Origin of the sequence: Corynebacterium aurimucosum (genome assembly GCF_030408555.1) — a bacterium.
Taxonomy (GTDB): Bacteria; Actinomycetota; Actinomycetes; order Mycobacteriales; family Mycobacteriaceae; genus Corynebacterium; species Corynebacterium aurimucosum.
In genome coordinates this window covers 427,449-445,172 of sequence record NZ_CP047048.1, presented here as the reverse complement: position 1 = coordinate 445,172, position 17,724 = coordinate 427,449, and the positions used below count along the sequence as shown (strand labels likewise).

The window sequence follows — 17,724 nt, the reverse complement described above, 5'->3', positions numbered from 1 at the left end:
CGAAAGCGGCACCGAGGCGCCAAGTCACGAGCGCTTTCCTTGTTTGGCGGCGACGAGCTCGCCCAGCGCTCCAAGGCGTAGCAGCGCGCGCCACCGCCAGCACACTGCGATATACGCAGCACCGCCGACCGCAAGCGCCCCGAGGAGCGCCCACAGGCTCTGGCCACCCAGCCACACCGCCACACCGGAAGCGAGGCCAAGCGTGCCGAGCACCACGGCGACGGGGGCAAGAACCTCCCGCGCCGTGAGCGCAATGCCCAGAAAGACCTTGACCTCGACGGCGGCCATGAGCGCATCAAGCACCATCGAAGCGGACCACGCCACGGCGGCGCCGATGATCCCGTAGCGCGGCATGAGCACGAAATTCGCGCCGACGTTGACGGCCAAGACGACGAGCTTGTTGAACGCGGCCCATCCACTGCGGCCGCTCATAACGAGCAGCGAGTGGATATTGCCCGCCAAGAACGTCACGGCCACGCCTGCCGCAAGAACCGCCAGCGCCGTTCCGCCCTCGCGGAACTCAGGGCCCAGCAGCCCGAGGAAGATCGGCGCGAAGAAGCCCAAAAACACGTACGCCGGCGTGCCAATGAGCACGAGCCACATCGTGGCGGTGAGGTAAAGCTCGCGGGTACGCGACATCTCGCCGCGGTGCAGCAATGCGGACAGTTGCGGGGAAACGACGACGCGCAGCGCGGCATCGACAAGCAAGCCGGCTTGAACGAAGCGGGAGGCGCCGGCGTAGATGCCTGCCGCGTGGTCGCTAAGAAGCCAGCCGGCAAGCAACACGTCGAACCACACAATGGCCTGTTCCAGTCCCGCGGACAGCGTGCGCGGGACCGCAAACCCGAAGACCTCACGGACCTGGCTCGCGCGCGGCAGCGCACGCTCCGAGGCACCATGAACCTCTTCGATACGGCGTAGGCGCCGCAGCACTAGCACGGCTGCCGCCACCGCCATGAGCGCCATGGGCAGTGCCCACGCCGCCGATGCCGCCACCGCCGCGCCACCCGCTACCGCCACGACGGCGATGAAAGGCGGACGCAGGACGGGAAGGCCGATATTTGCCACCATCACGTAGTCGCGCACTGAGCCCAGGGCACGCAGGATGGCAGCAAGGATGAGAAATACAGAGCCGAAAGGAATAAAGAGCGCAATCACGCGCACCGAGCGCGCGACCTCGGGGTTGTCAGTCCACAATAAGGGCGCGGCGATCTCCAGTGCAACAACGAGCACCAGACTCACGGCCACCGCAATGATAAGGAAGCCGTAGACGACAGGGCGAACCTGCCGCGCATCGTCGATCTTTACGCGGGGAAGAAGGTAATTTGACGTCGAATCCAGCCCGAATTTGGCAAAGGCAAGGACGACGGAAAACGCACCAGTAGCCTGAAAAATAATTCCCGCGTGTGCCGCACCAAAAAGTCGCGAAATGACGATGGTGAGGACAAAACCCAAGGCTGCGCTGGTCGCCGATCCGACAAAGCTTAAGGCTCCGCCGCGGGCGAGTTCGCGCTGCTGTGAGCCCGAGTTCTCTGCCGCCGCCGTCGCTGCGGACGCGTCGTGCGCACGGTCGTTAGCCGCGGTCTCTGCGCCAGCTCTTGGTGCGCTCATATACTTTCACTTTCTACGGCTTTTTAATAGCTATCAATAAGCCAGTTCTATTTCTTTCTAGATTCCTGTACATTCATCTCATTAACACCCTATAGGATGTCTGGATAAAATAAGAATCATGCGGGATTTTAAATACTCTTTTCATGGTCGGCAAGGTTTTTTGCGAAAAGGTTTCTCGACAAGCGTCGGAATTGCCTTGGTCGCTAGCCTCGTTGCCTGTAGCAAGGACGAGGCGGACGAGAACACCGCCACGGATGCGCCGGCCTTGGCCACTGAAAGCACCAAAGAAACACGCTCGGCGTCCGCGTCATCGACCTCGCAGGCACCTACATCTGGTGCGGCAGAAACTACCGATGCCGCGAAGGAGCTAGGGTCGGGACGCCGCGGCGGCTCGTCCGACGGGGACGCGAAGGACACGCCGCGTGCTGGCCGCGCTGCAGCACCGCACTCTCCCACCGCGACGATGGAGATGCCCGCGGGGCTTGATGCGCAGGGCGTCGGTGCGGCCCTCGCCGCAGGGCAAGAAGCCCTTACGAACCCGAGCGAGGCGCTACCGGCACGCGCCTCCGAGGCCCTGGGTGCCGACGCGCTCGAGGACGCGGAGAACCAGCGCATCGAATACGAGTCCAATGGCTGGCGCCGAGAAGGCACCGGTGAGGTCGTGGAGGCCGTCGCACTGGCGCCTGCCGACGAGGGCGCCTCGGACGGCACGACGCGCGTGGTGCGCGCCTGTGTGGACAATTCCGGGGTGCGTACCTTCGACGCCGACGGCACGGATATCACCCCGAACCTGCCGGCGAGCGAACGTCGCTCGATCACGTTGCTCACCTTCGAGCGCGTCGACGGCCAGTGGAAGCTGATGAAGACGAGCTTCCCGGACGATCCACGCTGCTAGACGCGTGACACGCCTCGCTTACGGCTCGCACCGCTAGCGAGCCCGCGCGGATGCCGCCCGAGACGCCGACGCCGCGGCGGTGCGCCGGGATGCAGGATGGAGGGGATTCTGGGTCTCGGCGGCGCGGTGGCGAAGCCCCAGGCCCAGCACCACGAGCGAAACCAGCACGCCTGTCATCATGCCGTAGAAGAAGGTCTCCACGAGCGTGGCGAGCAGAACACCGCCAAGGACGGCTCCCGCAGGGTCACGGCACGGCATGAGCGCAATCCAACCCAGCACGAAGGGCAGTAGGAACAGCACGAGACCAACGATGCCATGGGAAAACAGCACGGTCCACAGCTGACCCTGGGTACCGAGCGACGGCAGCCAGGGATATTCCGCCGGGCGCGGAGAACCAAAGCCGAAGAGCGGGGACTCGAGCGTGCGAGCCCACGTCGTGCGGTAGAGCGCCCACCGGTCGTCCGTGGAGTTCGTCGTGGAGACGCGGTTAAAGAAGCTCGCGCCCAGGGGCGAGAAATACCACGCCGTCGCGATGAGGACGAGCCCCAGTGCGGCGCTGCCCACCGCGCGCATGGCGCCACGCCGCAGAGCCTGAAAGCCCACCCACACGGCGACAACGCCCAGTCCGATAAACATGCCGCGGTTGAGCGTCGCCAAGGCCGGTGGCAGACTCACCAGCGCGATGGCCAGCACGCCCCACATGCGAGGGCTGTTGCGCACGAACCACGCGTGGAGCAGCACCAAGGGCAAGACGAGGGAATACACGTTACCCCACGTATTCGCATAGAGGAAGGGCGCGGCCGGGCGAACGTCCTGGGCGACCCAGGCATTCGGGTTCCACTGCGAAGTGCGACGGATGACCATGTCCGCGATGAGGTCGTTGTGTTTAAGGAAGCCCGGGGTCACATACGACGTGGGCGTGCGGATAACGAGTTCAGGCGCTGCCATCGCGAGGTAACCGCATGCGGTCATGCCCACGAGGAACCACACCATCGCCCGCGTCACGCGGTGCGCCGGCAGACTCCCCCGCGCCGAGTAGACGTGGACTGCGAAGACGCCGGCCGAGGCATAGAGCAACAGGCGGTAGACCGCGCCGATGATGCGCCCCGGGGTGTCGTTGAACGGCACCGAAGCAACGACCCACAGCAAAAACAACGCCCAGATAATAATCGGGACTGCGGCAACGAGTTCCCGGCGGCCGAACCACGTGACGACCATGACGGCCGCGGCCACAATCCAGATGAAGTCTCCTACTCCCAGCAGCCACCACAGCGCGTACGCGGCAAACGGAGCGAGCAACGGCCAAGCAGGCAGGCGCGCTGCGTCGTGCGCGCCCGTGCTCATGACGCCCTCGTCGCCCACCGGGCCTGCGCGTAGAGAACAGGTCCACGCAGGAAACCTCGGATTTCTTGGCGCAGCAACTGAGGGGGCATCGGCAAGCCGCTGCCCGCATTGCCTTGGACGCGCTCCGAACCCGGCGCGATGCGACGCAGGATGCGCGGAATGCGGCGTGCGAGCAAGGCGATCGCAGCGGGATGGTGCGTCACCGCCTTGGTGAGCAGCGCCGCCATGCCGGTTCCATCGCCGTACGACTGCGCGATTAGGCCGGCGACGTTCTCGCGGTGGGTGTGGTGAACGACCGCGTCGGGCGTTGTGATGATGGCGCGACCGGCACGCAGTACACGCGCGAAGGCATCGAGGTCCTCGCCGCCCTTAGTCAGGCTGCCGGCCCCCAACGCGGTGTCGAACTCGCCCATCTCGGAGAGGACGGCACGCGGATACGCCATGGAGACGCCGGCACCGACGCGCGCGGTAGTCAAGGGGAAGAAGGGGCCGCCTTCGCCCGGATCGCCCAACGCACGCACCGCCGCGGGTTGCGGGGCGCTGGCCCAGACGGTGGGGCGCACTTGCTTGGGGAAACCGCCGCGATCCTCAAAGAGGAACTGCGAGGGATAGCGCAACTGCGCGGGGAAGACGGGTCCGGTCACGGCGCCGATCTGTCCGGCGGGGGCCGCGGCGAAGACGTCAAGGATGCTGGCCATCCACTCCGGATGCACCTGCGCGTCATCGTCGCTGAACGCAATGATCTCGCCCTGGGCCGCTGCCACGCCGCGGTTGCGGGCATGGGACAAGCCGCCCCGGGGTTCGTCGACGATGCGCAAACGCGGGTCCTCGATGCCTGCCAGTGCGCGGCGGGTATCCCCCGTAGCAGGCGCGTTATCGACGACGATGACCTCAAGGTCGTTGTGTGTCTGCGCGAGCGCCGCCGCCACGGCGCGTGGGAGCAACGGGTTGCGGCCCATCGTGCACAGAATAAGGCTGGCGCTCAGCCCCGCGCCCGCACCCTGCGTCCACGCGCGCTGGACACCAGGCAGGCCGGCGGCCTCGGCTTGGGCGAGGCGGTGCAGCTCCTGCTCATCGAGCGGAACAAAAGGACTGCCAGTGACCTCGCGGTAGCCCAGCGTGTGTCCGTCTTCGCGGATGAGCACGCGGGCCTCGTGGGACGAAGGCTCGGCGTTCTCATCACCGGAGAGAATCTCCAGAGTGTCGGTGCCGCGGTCGTAAACCGCAATGGCGATAGGTGCGATATCGAGCACGTCGATATCCGCAGGGTCAGGCGTGCCGGGCTTGTCTGCGCCCGGGCGGACGGTGGAGTGCGTCATTCGTGGCCTCCCTTAGTGCTTCGCAGCGGTCGTAATGATGCCGCGCAGCGTCACGCCCACGCTCGCGAGGTCGCGCTGCAGCTCCGCGCACTGCGTCGTGGTCCAGCGCACCGGGCCCACGAGGAGCACGTCGGTTCCCTGTTGTACGGCGGCGAGCCGCTCAGCGCGGTGGGTGTCGGCCGCGAGCATCTGAGCGCCTGTGGCGTGTGTAACGGCGTCTGCAGCCGCAACGGTCTCGGCGTCCTCACCATCACGCAGCACGGTCACACCTTGGGCACCGCGGGTCGCGTGCGCCGCTTGGGCGGCGGCGAGGTCCCAGCGCTGGGCATCGCCCGCGGCGCCGACGCCGATGAACACGGGCGCGTGGAAGACGCGCTCTAGATCCGCGATCGAGCGCGGGCGGCGCATCCAGGTATAGGCCAATAAGGCAAGGACGACGCCGAAGACGAGACCGCCCAGCGCACCCGCGAGGAGGAACTTGACCGGCGACGGGGAGCGATACACCGGGTTATCCCCTGCTGCGGCGATAACACTGCCAGCATCAAAGCTCACGTAGCTCAGAGCCGCCCGGCGGTCGCGCAGCGTAGCGAGACGTTGCGACAAAATGTCCTTCTGCACGACGTTCGTCGAGGTACCAAAATCTTCTTGGGAGCGCGCGATAGCCTCATCGAGAGAGGCCTTCGTGTCCTCCACGCGGGCCCGGGTCAGGCTTACGCGCTGGCTCAGGTACGCCGTTGCCAAGGCATCGGCGCCCACGATAGCGCGGTCCTCGTCCGGGTTCGCGTATGTCAACGTCACCACGGTTCCCTCGGCATCACCGGACGCTTCCACGCCCTGGAGTTCCTCCGTGGTCCAGTCCTCGCCGAGCTTTTCTTTCGCCGCGCGCGCCGTCTCCGCAGACTTGGCGATCTGCAGCTCCGTGGAAAAGTCCACGAGCGTCGACGGCGCCTTGTCCCCCACCAGCGGGTCGGCACTCACGGCGGCGACGTTGACTTGGGTACTCGCCACGTAATTGCACGGCGTAACCACCAGGTACACCGCCGCGGCGATGAGCCCCGCCACGATGCCGACGGCAATCCACCGCGGGCGCTGGGTGAGCGCAGCCCACAAGACGTCAAAACCCACGGCGTCAGACGGGGCATTTCGGGTGTCGTTCATGAATTTACGATCCTCAATCAAAGGGGACGGACAGAAAAGATGATAAGGTCAGGCAGAAATATCGCGCGCCCACGCAAGACGCGAACGCAGGCGATGTTCCAGGGCGGCGTGCTGGACGGGGCCTAGGCGGCGACCAGCGGTGCGAATGAGGTCGGCGAAGTGCGCCAGTTCCCGTTCGCGAGTCGAGGCGTCATGCTGCGCGAGGGTGACAATGCGGGTGAGACGCTCGCCTACGAGCGCCGCGCTCAAGTCCCCGAAAGCCTCCGCCTGGTCCGCGTTATCCCAGGACGCGCTGCGCCACGTAGTCGACGCCGTGATCTGATCCGGGTGGACGCGGTACTTGAGCCCCCACACGCCCAGGCGGCGCAGGCGGAAGCCCGCGCTGACGGCGCGCATCCACAAGTCATAATCCTCGGCGGGCACCGCGCGGTAGCCGCGTACGGAGTCGAGTGCCGCACGCGTCGCAACCATCGCTGGGTGCGAGACGGGATTCGTCAGGAGCAGGTGCAGGCCAAACGCCGCCGGGGTAATGCCCAGTGGCACCGCGGGACGCGTCCGCGCCCCTGTGGTGTAGAGGACCTGGTTAAACACGATGTCCGCGCCACGTCCGAGTGCAGGCAGCGCGCTGCGGAAGCGCCACGGCAGCGTGATGTCGTCGGCGTCCATGCGCCCCACCAACTCGGAGTCCGTGTGCGCGAGAAGCCAGTTCAGCGCTACGGCGATGCCACCAGAGGGCGGCTGGGATTCCACACGCAGACGCGCATCGCCCCGGCCTGCGTCCGCCGCGCGGGCCGCCGTCGCGTCAGTGGAGCCGTCGTCGAGGACGACGAGCTCCGCGTCGCGCGGTAAGGCCCGCAGCGTCGAGGAGACCGCCTCACCGACGGTGTTCTGCGCGTTGCGGGCCGGCAGGAGGACGCTGAGCCTAGGCATGAGCACCTCCAGAGGGGACATCGGCAAGCTCCGCTGCGGCGCGGTCGACGGCCGAGAGATCTTTAAAACGGCGCGTGAGCGAAACCGCAGAGTGCGCCGCGGCGACGGCGGCGAGTAGTCCGTAGACCACGGCAAAGGCCGGCGCCCAGCCCCAGAAGACAAAGCTCCAGCACAGCACACCTGGGTCGGTAGGCAACAAAATCCACGAGCGCAGGTTGCCGCCGCGAGTCTGCTGCGCGCCTGCCTTGCGCACCAGCGCCTCAGCAAGAATCTGGCTGAGGAACTGCCCACTCGTCACAACGGAGTACCCGAGCGCCACCAAGGCCAGCCATGAGTACGGGCCCTCGTGGGCCGTGACCGCGATGGCCACGGCCACGTGAACGAGCGGCGAGCGAAACGCGTCGACGACGTGGTCAACCCACTCGCCCGACTTCGACGACAGCTTGGACACGCGCGCCAGTTGGCCGTCCGCGGAGTCAAAAAGGAAGCCCAGCGCGAGCAGGACTGCAGCAAGTACGCCCGTCGACACGGCAAACGGCGCGAAGATGAGCACGAGCATGCCCGCCACCGACAGGCACGCGGAGATGGCCGTGACCTGGTTCGGCGTCCAGCGCAGCTGATAGCCCAGCGCCGCAATCACGCGGGCACCGCGCCGGTTGACCCAGCGCATATACGCGGGTACGCCTTGCGCGGGCTTCTGCGCGGCGTCAAGCTGCGCGATCGCCCAGCTAAAACGAGACTGTGTCGTCGCCATCGGTCCTTATGCCTCTTCCCGTGCGGCACCAGCGCCGGTGAGCGCCACGTCGCGCTCCGCGATTTCGTGGGCCAGGAACTTACGCAACATCGTCGACGAGGTCGACTTCGTGTACGGCAAGTAGACCACGCGGGCACCGACCTCAGCGAGCTCAGCCTCCAGGCGCGCACCCTTTTCCGTACCCTTCCAGTCGTCGCCCTTGAAGAGCACGTCAAAGTGCACTTCTTCCCACGCGACTCGCTTGTCCTGGTCATGGTCGGCGATCACGCCGTCGACGAAGCTCAAGCTGCGCACGAGCTCCATGCGCTCAGCGTGCGGGACGATGGGAGCACGGTTCTTCATGCGAATGAGCGACTCGTCGGTGGCCACGCCGGCAATGAGCGTGGTGCACAGCTTGCGCGAGGCGCGCAGAATGTTGAGGTGGCCGATGTGGAGCATATCGAAGCCGCCTGGAACATAGCCCACGATGGACTCGAGGGCAGGTTCGGCGAGGAGTTCCTCGACGGTGGTGCGGGTGGTCGCAGTGCGGTCGGCGTGGTGGTCGTTCACAGCGTTCGTGCTTTCTCTTCGTGGTCGTGCGCTCGCGCGCGCACTGGGTGCGCGCCGGAAGTCGTGGGACTTCTCTCCCTTCCCGGCCCAGGCTCCAAAGTCCCGGGCGGATATCGGAGAAAGATATCCGCAAAGCCGTGGAATTTCTAAATTAGATTAATCCGAAATTCGGGATAAATATAACTGTTTCATTCACAGTAGCCTTTATTGCAATAAAGTAAAAGACGCACCAAAAGAATTTCTCGTTCTCGGTTCGTTGCACACTCGTTGCCCCGCCGCCCCCGCCGCGCACCGATTACTGCGACAATGGAACCCGTGACTGATAATTCTCGCCCATTTCCCTCCCCGGCCGACTCCGGCGCCGCCGAGGTGCACGCGACAGGCCTGCCGAGCCTCGAGCGCCTGCGCGCCGCCCTCGCGACCTCGCCCCTGCCCGGCGCCGCGCCGTTGCTCCATCAGGTCGATGACTATATCGCGCCGCGCCTGGCCAACCTCGACGCTCCGCTGCTCGCCGTCGTGGGCGGCTCCACCGGCTCCGGCAAGTCCACGCTGGTCAACGGTGTGCTCCACGAGGAGGTAACGACGTCAGGCGTCATTCGCCCGACGACGCGGCAGCCCTCGCTTATCGCGCATCCTTCGGACGCGGAGTACTTCGGCGCGCCGCACGTCCTGCCTGGGCTTGCGCGCGAGCACGGCGAGGCGAACCCACAGGCGACGACGTTGCGCATCGTGTCCACCGAGGCCGTGCCCGCGGGCCTCGCGCTCATCGACGCGCCGGACTTCGACTCCATCGACGACACGAACCGCGCCCTCGCCTCGCAGCTCCTCGCCGCCGCGGACCTGTGGATCTTCGTGACGACGCCAGCGCGCTACGCCGATAACCTCGTGTGGCAGTTCCTCGAGGACGCCGCTGCCCGCAACATCGAGGTCGTCGTGGTCCTCAACCGCGTCGACGAGGACGCGCTCGCTACCGTCCCCGCGGACCTGCAGCGCATGCTCGCCGAGCACAACCTCGGTGCCGAGTTTTTCGTCGTGCCGGACCAAGGTCCTCTCGAGGGCTTGCTGCCCGCCGCGCGCACGGCCGACCTGCGCGCGTACCTCGAGCGCTTGGCTGCCGATACCGCCGCGCGCCACCAGCTGGCCGCCCGCACCGTCGCAGGCGCCCTGGCCAAGGTCGCCGCAGGCACAGAGACGCTCGCCGCGGAGCAAGAGTCTCGCACGGACTTCGCCGCGCATATCGACGAGGTCGTCGCCGGGCACTACGCCGACGCCCGCGCCCACGTCGAGGACGTCACCCGCGATGGCAACCTCTTGCGCACCGAGGTCCTCGCCCGCTGGCAGGACTTCGTGGGCACCTCGGATGCTTTCCGCGCGGTCGACCGCTGGTTCTCTGCGACCCTCGACCGAATCGGATCCTTCTTCACCGGCAAGCCCGCACCTGTACGCGAGGTCGAGACCGAAATCGAAGCCGGTCTCCACGGCGTCATCATCGACGGCGCCGAGACCGCCGCAGCCCGCGCGTGGTCGTACCTCGGGTCCTCCGCGCCCGAGCTGCGCGCCGCCGCATCCCCAGGCCTCGCCCACGCCAGCGCCGATATTTCCGAGCGCGCCGCCCTCCTCGTGCGCGAATGGCAGGCCGAGCTCGTCTCCGACATCGAGGAAAACGCCGCGGGCAAGCGCATGACCGCGCGTCTCGCCTCGCTGGGTGTTAACGCCGTGACCGTCGCGCTCATGGTCGTCGTCTTCGCCTCGACTGCGGGACTTACCGGCGGCGAGATCGCCATCGCTGGCGGCTCCGCCGTCGTGGGCCAGAAGCTGCTCGAGACCATCTTCGGCGAGGACACCGTGCGTCGCATGGCCAAAGCCGCCCGCGAACGCCTCGACGAGCGCGTCGGCGCACTCATGGATTCCGAGCGCGAGCGCTACAACACCGTGACCGCGCCGCTCACGGAGGGCCCCTCCGCAGACGAGCTGCGCGCGGCCGCCACCGCCGCCACCGAGGAGGTCCGCAATGTTTAACCGTTCCCACTCCCTGTCCGAGCGTCTCGACGCCCTCGACCGCGCCGCCGAGTCCGGCGGCGAGTTCTTCACGCCCGAGCAGCACGCCGCCATCTCCCGCGTCCGCGAGTCCGCCGCCGCCCGGCGCGCGCTGTCCGCCGAGCACACGGTGGTCGGCTTCTTTGGTGCCACCGGCTCCGGCAAGACCTCGCTGTTTAATGCCGTGGTCGGCGAGGATCTCGGCGCCTCCTCGCCACGCCGCCCCACCACGTCGTCGCCGCTCGCCGCCGTGTGGCACCCCGAGGGCTCCTCCGAGCTGCTCGATTGGCTCGACGTCGAAGACCGTCGCAACCGCCTCGGCGACTTCGCTCCCAAGGCCGGCCCGCTCATCCTCCTCGACCTGCCGGACTTCGACTCAGTCGAAGCCTCCAACCGCGCGATCGCCACGCGCCTCGCGGGCCAGGTCGACGTCCTCGTCTGGGTCACGGACCCCGAAAAATACGCGGACAACATCATCCACGACGACTTCATCCGCCCGCACGCCTCGCACTCGGCGGTCACCCTCGCGGTCCTCAACAAAGCGGACAAGCTTGCCGATGCCGACGTCCCCACCATCGCCGACTCCCTCGCCGAGCTCCTGCGCGAGGACGGCCTCACCAAGGTCAAGGTCGTGCCCACCTCCGCGAAGACTGGCCTTGGCGTCGACGACCTGCGCACAGCCATCGCCAAGGTCGCCGCGGCCCACAACGCGCAGACCGTCCGCATCGAGGCCGACCTCGACACGGTCACCGCCGCGTGGGCCGACGAACGCGCACCCAAGGACGTGCCCGCGAAAGCCAAGAAGGAACTCGACGAACACCTCGCCACCGCCGCTGGCGCCGAGCGCCTCGCCGCCGCGACGGCTGCCGCCTACCGCAAGCGCCTGGGCCAGACCACCGGCTGGCTGCTCACCTCCTGGATGCTGCGCTTGCGCGCCGACCCGCTGCGCCGCCTCGGCCTGCGCGAGGCCTCGGACGACACGGGTGTGCACCGCACCTCCCTGCCGCCGCTCGACGCGGCAGGCCGCGCCCGGGCCAACAAGGGCCTGCGCTCCTACGCCGCGGCCGCCGCGGACGGCCTCTCCCCCGCCTGGGCCAATGCCGTCGCCGACCGCGCGGAGTCCATCACCGATACGCTTCCCGATGCCCTCGACCGCGCCGCCGCCCGCACCCGCCTGCCCGCACAGCCCTCGAAGGCCTGGGGCATCCTCACCTTCATCCAGTGGCTCGCACTCCTCGCTGCCCTCGTGGGCGTGCTGTGGTACCTCGCCGCGGCCTTCATCCCCGGCGCGCCCTGCGCAAGGAAATCGCCGCAACCTCGCAGGAGCTCATCGTCGAACCGCTCAGTGAACTGCGCTCGAGATACGGCGCATTCCTCGACGACATCCACGCCGCCGCGCGCTAACCCCCCACACGCGAACCGGTTGCCTTGAAGGATTTCACGACAACGAAGGGCCCACAAATCCCGGATTTCGGTTCCTTGATTGTCGCGAAAAGCAGCAACGCCGCCCAGCGCATGCTGGACGGCGAGGAAGCTAGACGGGGTTAGGCGGGGGCATCGGCAGGCTCGGGTTTCGGGGCAACCGTAGCGAGCGGGTCACCGAAGTCGATGGTCTCGCCCGCCATGTAGGTCGGGAGCACCGGGCCGGTCTTCTTCGAGTTGGACACGACGACCGGAGTGGTCACCGGGTAGCCGGCGGCCTTGATGGCTTCGATGTCGAACTCGCACAGGACGTCGCCGACCTTGACCTCGTCGCCCTTCTTCACGTGCGGGGTGAAGTGCTGGCCCTTGAGGTTCACGGTGTCGAAACCGATGTGCATGAGGATGTCCACGTTCTTGCCCGCGGCGTCCTTGCCGCGCACGGCGTAGGCGTGGCCAGACGGGAACGTGACGGTCACCGTGCCGTCGATGGGCGCGACGAGCGTGCCCACGGTCGGCTCCACGGCGGCACCGGCGCCGAGCTTGCCCGCAGCAAACATCGGGTCAGACACGGAAGACAGCGCGATGGCTGTGCCGGACAGCGGCGAGGCGATGCGGAAAGCGTTCGGGTCGGCGACAGCCGACGGGGCGGCACCGTCGGTGGCAGCGGCCGGGACGTCGGTCGCGTCAGGATCAATGGTGCCATTGCGGGAGATGAGCACGCGGCCATACGCGAAGGTTGCGCCAAAGGCCACCACGAGGGAAAGCACGCAGCACAGCAGGAACTGGCCGTAGTCCTCCGGACGGATGGACACGACGCCGATGAAGCCAGCGGCACCGAGCGCGGTGGCCTTGACGTCGAGGAGGGCGACCATCATGGAGGCAATAGCGGAGGCGCCCATGCCGATGTAGAACGGCCAGCGCAGGCGCAGGTTCACACCGAAGATAGCGGGCTCGGTAATTCCAAAGAGTGCGGAGATACCGGATGCGCCGGCCAGGCCCTTCATCTTGTCAGACTTGGTCAGGAAGTAGATGGCCAGCGCCGCGCCGCCCATGGCGATATTGGCCGTGGACGCCGTCGGGAAGACGAAGGAACCGCCCTCGTTCCACAGCATCGTCTCGATGGGCGGGAAGGACTGGTGCAGACCCGTGATCACGATCGGCGAGTAGACGAGACCGAAGAGGAAGCCGGCCACAGGACCCGCGAACTCGGCGAGGTTCGCCAAGCCCAGGCCCAGCCAGTCGCCCGCGGTACGCAGGAACGGGCCGATGAGCGCAAACGTAATGAAGCCCGTGACCAACAGCGTGAGCAGCGGGGTGAGCATGAAGTCCACGGTGCCCTTGAGGCGCTTGTGGAGCCACTTCTCGATGGTCGCGAGGATCCAGGAAATAACGAGCGTCGGAAGAATGGAACCCTGGTAGCCGGCCTGCGCGACGTCGAGGCCGAAGATGTGCCAATACGGCATCTCGCCGGCCTCGATGGTCGCAGCCACGTTATAACCGTTGACGAGGTCCGGCATCACCATGGCCATCGCCATACCCGCGCCGAGGAACTCGTTGCCGCCAAAGCGCTTCGTTGCGGTAAAGCCCACGAGGACGGGCAGGAACGCAAACGGCGCGGACGCCAGCAGGTTAATAAGACCGGCAACATCTGCCATGGCCGGGAACATCTCAATAACGGACTGCTCGCCAAACAAACCATTGACGGTCAGGACGTTATTGAGCGCCATGAGCAGACCGCCACCGACCAGAATCGGGATGAGCGGCACAAAGATATCGGCCAGCACCTTCACGGCACGCGAGAAGCGGTTGCCCGAGCCCGCCGCGATGTCTTTGAGGTTATCCGTCGACACGGCGATGTCCTTGGACGTCGCCTTGTTGATTTCGTCGAACACGACGTTGACGTCGCCCGGGCCGACGATGACCTGGAACATGCCTCCGGCCTCAAAAATGCCTTTGAGGTCCGGATCGTTTTCCAGGGCGGCCTTGTCGACTTTCTTGCTGTCTTTGAGCACCATGCGCAGGCGGGTGGCGCAGTGTGCGAGCGCCACGATATTGTCTTCGCCGCCGATAGCGGAGAGTATTCGCGCCGCGACCTGTGAGTGATCCATTCCGGCGTGCCTCCTCGGAGAGTGAGATGAACTAAATTGGGTCACTTTCCATTAGACATGTCACCCCACAGAAAGCCAAGCATTCGGACATAAATATAGGACGATTCACACCCTAACGGGCAATCCAGCCCTTCCACCGGGCATCGCTGGCACCAAAAACGACCGATGCCCCCGCAATCCGCCCATCACCCGCGAAGACTTCCACTGCGCAGCCATCCGCGATGAGCTCCACGGAGCCAGCCGGGCAGGGTACGATGCGCTCATCCTCACCCACCGCCAAACGGAGTTCTCCCCCGCCATAAGTGACGCGGAAGGCGTCGGCCCCGGAGTCGTCGACAAGCACGTACGTTCCCTCACCGGCCGTCAGCGTGGCTACCGAACCGAACCCAGCACGTGCTGCCTCCGGCGGCACAGCCGGCAGCGACCACAACGGCGCCTGGCGCACCCAGCCATCCTCCAGCCACACGCGCCGCGGCAGGGTGAGTGTGTGGACCCACCCTTCTTCCACAGTCGGGGTGTCATCCTGCGCGGGCAGCCCCATCCATCCCAGCATGATGGCTTCGCCATCCTTTTCCACCAGCTGCGGCGCATAAAACTGGTGCCCATAATCCAACTCGCTAAAGCCCCGCTCCACGTGGAAGACGGTGCCCTCCAGCCGGCCCACGAGGTAACCGCACTGATCGGAGGAGGCGTAGTGCGTGGTGTCGTCGGCAAGCACCGGCTCAAGACCTTGCGGGCAGATGACCAAGACGTCTTTGTCCTCCCCCGTCGCGCGGTCCCGGAGCGTGAGCAAGTTGGGGCACTCCCACATGTAGCCGCCCGGCACGAGGTCCGGGCTCAGGCCCGGCTGAGCACTCGAGGTATCAAAGGTGATCGCACCTTCAAAGGACCACTGCGCCAAGTCCGTGGACCGGTAGAGCACGGCGTGCCCTGTTTCATCCTCCGCCTGGGCGCCGAGCACCATGCGCCAACCCTGCGCGTCGCGGGTGATCTGGGGATCGCGATAGTGCCCCGTGAAGCCCTCCGCGGGGCCATTGATGAGCGGATTGGCGGAATCGTGCTCATAGAAGCCACCTTCTGGACCACCAGCATCGACGGCACGGACGCGATTCTGCGAGGGTATCCGCACGTCATCGCACTTGAGGTTTCCTGTATAAAACAGCCACACGTCCTCACCGTCAACCACCGCGCCGCCCGAGTAGCAACCATGGGCGTCGTGCTCCCGGATGGGGTACAGCGCGTCCGGGTAGTGTCGCCACGGCTTCGCCTCGCCCAAGGAAGCCACGGCATGCCCCCAGCCCGTCTGCTTAGCCGCGTGCGGGAAGCAGGGGTCATGCTGATAGTAAACATGCAGGTTGTTGCCGTCGATGAAGACTCCATTCGGGTCATTGAGACGGCCGGAGGGCGGGGAGAGGTGGAAAAGCGGACGGTAGTTCATGCTCTCGATAGTATGGATTCCATGGACATTATGGTGTGTGGCGAAGACCTTGTTGACCTCGTCCCGCGCGGACGCGGGCAGCTGGTGGATTTAACACCGGCATTGGGTGGCGGTCCCTTCAACGTGGCGGTCGCGGCGAGCCGTCTGGGCGCTAGCGTGGGATTTCAGTCGCGGCTCTCGCGGGATGCCTTCGGGCAGGCGCTCATGGAGCGTCTACATAAAGAACGAGTGGATACTTCGCTCGTGCAGCGGGGTGAGGAACCCACGACGCTGGCGGTCTGCAACATCGGTGAGGACGGCTCAGCCACCTATTCCTTCTACACGGAGGGCACGGCGGACCGCCTAATAGAGCCTGCGCTTGCCGACGTCCCCTGGGCCTGCTTCGGCACCGTCTCCCTCGCCCTCGAACCTGGCGCCTCCCGTTATGCCGCGTTGCTGAAGGACCTTGCCGCGAAGGGCACCAAGGTCGCGCTGGACCCTAATATTCGCCCCTTCTTCGCCACCCCGGAGCACCGCGAGTTCTTGTTGTCTTTGTTGCCGCACGTCACGTTGCTGAAGTTGAGCGAAGAAGAAGTGGAATTCCTGGGCGAAGACGCACTGGCCCAAGTACCCGTCGTCGTGACCACGCGCGGCGCGGAAGGGCTGAGCGTACGCACGGATTCGGTGTCGCTGCAGGTCCCGCCGGTTAAGGTCGAGGTGGCGGACACCATCGGTGCTGGCGACACGGTCATGGCCGCGCTGCTGAGCCAGTTGCTAACGCGGGATATCAGCGCTTTAAGCGCCGAAGAGTGGCAGGAGATCCTCCACTTTGCGGCGACGGCCGCAGCCATTACGGTTTCGCGCACGGGCGCGCAGCCGCCCACGTTTTCTGACGTGGAGGAGCGCCTATGAAATATCCACTGCGCGCCGGCGTAGTGCACGGCCTGCTCTTTGTGCTGGTGGCCGTGGCCTTTATCCTGCCGGCACTCTTCGGCGCTGCAGCACTACTGCCGGTGCCGCTCGCGGCGTGGGCCTCGGTGGTGCTCGCTGCACTCGCGCTTGTCGACGCCTCCTACCACGCCTTCTCCCCTTCCCAGCGCCCCACCCGCGGTTTGCGAGCCCTTTCGGCTGTCGGGGGCGTCGCGCTCATCGCTGGCTGGTTGATGTGGCTGCGGATCTATAACACCATCGACCTGGTCAGCGCCATGCCCTACCGTATCGGCACGTTCCTTCTCGCGGTGGGCGCGGTGTTGAGCGCGTTCTGTTTCGCTATTGCACTCACGCACCGGGGCACACGCTAGGCTCTTGGACGCTTACGCCCCGGGTTCGCGGCCCGATTCAGAGCACGCGTTCCCTAGAGGACTTCGTCTGGGGTGTAGTCCACGTACAGCGCACCCATGGGAACGCTCGCATCGCTTTGCCACCAGCCACGGTCGGGCTCAAAGGGCAAGGTGACGTGCTTGCCCTCGTAGCCTGCCCACGCCCTTTTCTCAACGAGCCCAATGCAATTCTTGCCGGAAAAGGTCAACGTTTTCCGTGACGGGCTGCCACTCTTGTATCCGCTCAAGGTGGTAGGCGCATCCAAAGCCAAGAACCAGACTTCTGCCGAGGCGTAATCGGACACGACAATGCCTGGCACGCCACCATCGAGGTCGCCTGCTTTGACCTTGTGCACAGTGCCTGACACCGTGGTAGGAGCGTCAGCAGGATTGCCCTCGCTGGCAACGCGATCCTTTCGGTACTCGCACTTTTCGATGCCGCTGGCGACGGAGGTGTCCGCCTCGGCATTGTTTCCATCGGTGGATGCAGATGTCTTCGTGTCCTCGACGGTGCCAGAATTACCGGCACCAGGCGAGTAGCCCGCCGGAAGCGTCGGTTTGGGCCCTGCTGCTTCGATGCTCGGCTGTGGCTGTGCCTCCGATTCCGGATCAGGCTGTGCCGTTGGAACGTCCTCAGCGGATCCGACAGCCGGGGCGTCGGCAGCAACGGTAGCCGGCTCCTCTGCGGCGCAACCGACGAGGGTTGCTACGGAGGAAGCACAAACAAGCGTAAGCAGAGAGCGAGAGAGCGCGGACATAGAGAAATTAGCCTTTCAGGAGATGAACGGCCCTACCCTAGCACGTTCCCGCAGCTCACTCCGCATAAACGGAGACCACTCCCCTGTCAGGCTGCTGCCTATG

Annotated in this window: 15 protein-coding genes; 5 read left to right on the top strand and 10 right to left on the bottom strand. The window is 66.0% G+C overall.

What is annotated here, in order from left to right:
- Positions 1-24: 24 nt before the first annotated feature.
- Complete coding sequence (locus CAURIM_RS02135) at positions 25-1,611, bottom strand: oligosaccharide flippase family protein (RefSeq protein WP_201828695.1); 1,587 nt, start codon at positions 1,609-1,611, stop codon at positions 25-27.
- Positions 1,612-1,729: 118 nt separating this feature from the next.
- Between CAURIM_RS02135 and CAURIM_RS02130 the strand changes: the two genes are divergently transcribed.
- Positions 1,730-2,506 carry a hypothetical protein gene (locus CAURIM_RS02130; protein ID WP_012714835.1) on the top strand — a complete coding sequence of 259 codons (777 nt, stop codon included), beginning with the start codon at positions 1,730-1,732 and terminating at the stop codon, positions 2,504-2,506.
- A gap of 33 nt (positions 2,507-2,539) precedes the next feature.
- Here CAURIM_RS02130 and CAURIM_RS02125 read toward each other — a convergent pair whose 3' ends face one another.
- From CAURIM_RS02125 to CAURIM_RS02100, 6 genes are read right to left on the bottom strand one after another with little or no spacing between them, the layout of a single operon-like run.
- A complete protein-coding gene (locus CAURIM_RS02125) occupies positions 2,540-3,850 on the bottom strand; it encodes an O-antigen ligase family protein (protein WP_012714834.1) in 1,311 nt (436 codons plus the stop codon).
- Positions 3,847-5,169, bottom strand: coding sequence for a glycosyltransferase family 2 protein (locus CAURIM_RS02120; RefSeq protein ID WP_010189612.1), 1,323 nt, complete (start codon positions 5,167-5,169; stop codon positions 3,847-3,849). The genes CAURIM_RS02125 and CAURIM_RS02120 overlap by 4 nt, the downstream gene beginning before the upstream one ends.
- Positions 5,170-5,181: 12 nt before the next feature.
- Complete coding sequence (locus tag CAURIM_RS02115) at positions 5,182-6,327, bottom strand: GumC domain-containing protein (protein ID WP_010189613.1); 1,146 nt, start codon at positions 6,325-6,327, stop codon at positions 5,182-5,184.
- A 48-nt stretch (positions 6,328-6,375) separates the two neighbouring features.
- Complete coding sequence (locus CAURIM_RS02110; RefSeq protein ID WP_029158953.1) at positions 6,376-7,257, bottom strand: glycosyltransferase family 2 protein; 882 nt, start codon at positions 7,255-7,257, stop codon at positions 6,376-6,378.
- Entirely contained in the window at positions 7,250-8,011 is a 762-nt protein-coding gene (locus CAURIM_RS02105; RefSeq protein WP_012714833.1) for a CDP-alcohol phosphatidyltransferase family protein, read from the bottom strand. The genes CAURIM_RS02110 and CAURIM_RS02105 overlap by 8 nt, the downstream gene beginning before the upstream one ends.
- A 6-nt stretch (positions 8,012-8,017) precedes the next feature.
- Entirely contained in the window at positions 8,018-8,560 is a 543-nt protein-coding gene (locus tag CAURIM_RS02100; protein WP_010189619.1) for an FAD synthase family protein, read from the bottom strand.
- 306 nt (positions 8,561-8,866) lie between these two features.
- On the opposite strand from CAURIM_RS02100, the gene CAURIM_RS02095 reads away from it, so the two are divergent.
- Entirely contained in the window at positions 8,867-10,579 is a 1,713-nt protein-coding gene (locus CAURIM_RS02095) for a GTPase family protein (protein WP_012714832.1), read from the top strand.
- Positions 10,572-12,029, top strand: a complete 1,458-nt coding sequence (locus tag CAURIM_RS02090) for a GTPase (protein WP_236659330.1) — start codon at positions 10,572-10,574, stop codon at positions 12,027-12,029. Before CAURIM_RS02095 ends, CAURIM_RS02090 begins: the two co-directional genes overlap by 8 nt.
- A 112-nt stretch (positions 12,030-12,141) precedes the next feature.
- Here the strand turns inward: CAURIM_RS02090 and CAURIM_RS02085 are convergent, their stop codons facing one another.
- Together CAURIM_RS02085 and CAURIM_RS02080 are read right to left on the bottom strand one after the other, a co-directional pair.
- A complete protein-coding gene (locus tag CAURIM_RS02085) occupies positions 12,142-14,127 on the bottom strand; it encodes a sucrose-specific PTS transporter subunit IIBC (RefSeq protein WP_201828696.1) in 1,986 nt (661 codons plus the stop codon).
- A gap of 112 nt (positions 14,128-14,239) precedes the next feature.
- Positions 14,240-15,565 carry a glycoside hydrolase family 32 protein gene (locus tag CAURIM_RS02080; RefSeq protein WP_010189637.1) on the bottom strand — a complete coding sequence of 442 codons (1,326 nt, stop codon included), beginning with the start codon at positions 15,563-15,565 and terminating at the stop codon, positions 14,240-14,242.
- Between the two features lie 21 nt (positions 15,566-15,586).
- On the opposite strand from CAURIM_RS02080, the gene CAURIM_RS02075 reads away from it, so the two are divergent.
- On the top strand, positions 15,587-16,456 hold the full coding sequence (locus CAURIM_RS02075; protein ID WP_201828697.1) for a carbohydrate kinase family protein: 870 nt from the start codon (positions 15,587-15,589) through the stop codon (positions 16,454-16,456).
- Positions 16,453-16,845 (top strand): hypothetical protein, encoded by a 393-nt coding sequence (locus tag CAURIM_RS02070; protein WP_201828698.1) that lies wholly within the window; start codon positions 16,453-16,455, stop codon positions 16,843-16,845. The genes CAURIM_RS02075 and CAURIM_RS02070 overlap by 4 nt, the downstream gene beginning before the upstream one ends.
- 53 nt (positions 16,846-16,898) lie before the next feature.
- Here the strand turns inward: CAURIM_RS02070 and CAURIM_RS02065 are convergent, their stop codons facing one another.
- Positions 16,899-17,621 (bottom strand): hypothetical protein, encoded by a 723-nt coding sequence (locus tag CAURIM_RS02065; protein ID WP_010189640.1) that lies wholly within the window; start codon positions 17,619-17,621, stop codon positions 16,899-16,901.
- Positions 17,622-17,724 lie beyond the last annotated feature (103 nt).

Excerpts from the sequence above, each read along its gene's own strand:
- CAURIM_RS02135 (WP_201828695.1), bottom strand. The coding sequence starts at position 1,611 with ATGAGCGCACCAAGAGCTGGCGCAGAGACCGCGGCTAACGACCGTGCG.
- CAURIM_RS02130 (WP_012714835.1), top strand. The coding sequence starts at position 1,730 with ATGCGGGATTTTAAATACTCTTTTCATGGTCGGCAAGGTTTTTTGCGA.
- CAURIM_RS02125 (WP_012714834.1), bottom strand. The coding sequence starts at position 3,850 with ATGAGCACGGGCGCGCACGACGCAGCGCGCCTGCCTGCTTGGCCGTTG.
- CAURIM_RS02120 (WP_010189612.1), bottom strand. The coding sequence starts at position 5,169 with ATGACGCACTCCACCGTCCGCCCGGGCGCAGACAAGCCCGGCACGCCT.
- CAURIM_RS02115 (WP_010189613.1), bottom strand. The coding sequence starts at position 6,327 with ATGAACGACACCCGAAATGCCCCGTCTGACGCCGTGGGTTTTGACGTC.
- CAURIM_RS02110 (WP_029158953.1), bottom strand. The coding sequence starts at position 7,257 with ATGCCTAGGCTCAGCGTCCTCCTGCCGGCCCGCAACGCGCAGAACACC.
- CAURIM_RS02105 (WP_012714833.1), bottom strand. The coding sequence starts at position 8,011 with ATGGCGACGACACAGTCTCGTTTTAGCTGGGCGATCGCGCAGCTTGAC.
- CAURIM_RS02095 (WP_012714832.1), top strand. The coding sequence starts at position 8,867 with ATGGAACCCGTGACTGATAATTCTCGCCCATTTCCCTCCCCGGCCGAC.
- CAURIM_RS02090 (WP_236659330.1), top strand. The coding sequence starts at position 10,572 with ATGTTTAACCGTTCCCACTCCCTGTCCGAGCGTCTCGACGCCCTCGAC.
- CAURIM_RS02085 (WP_201828696.1), bottom strand. The coding sequence starts at position 14,127 with ATGGATCACTCACAGGTCGCGGCGCGAATACTCTCCGCTATCGGCGGC.
- CAURIM_RS02080 (WP_010189637.1), bottom strand. The coding sequence starts at position 15,565 with ATGAACTACCGTCCGCTTTTCCACCTCTCCCCGCCCTCCGGCCGTCTC.
- CAURIM_RS02075 (WP_201828697.1), top strand. The coding sequence starts at position 15,587 with ATGGACATTATGGTGTGTGGCGAAGACCTTGTTGACCTCGTCCCGCGC.
- CAURIM_RS02070 (WP_201828698.1), top strand. The coding sequence starts at position 16,453 with ATGAAATATCCACTGCGCGCCGGCGTAGTGCACGGCCTGCTCTTTGTG.
- CAURIM_RS02065 (WP_010189640.1), bottom strand. The coding sequence starts at position 17,621 with ATGTCCGCGCTCTCTCGCTCTCTGCTTACGCTTGTTTGTGCTTCCTCC.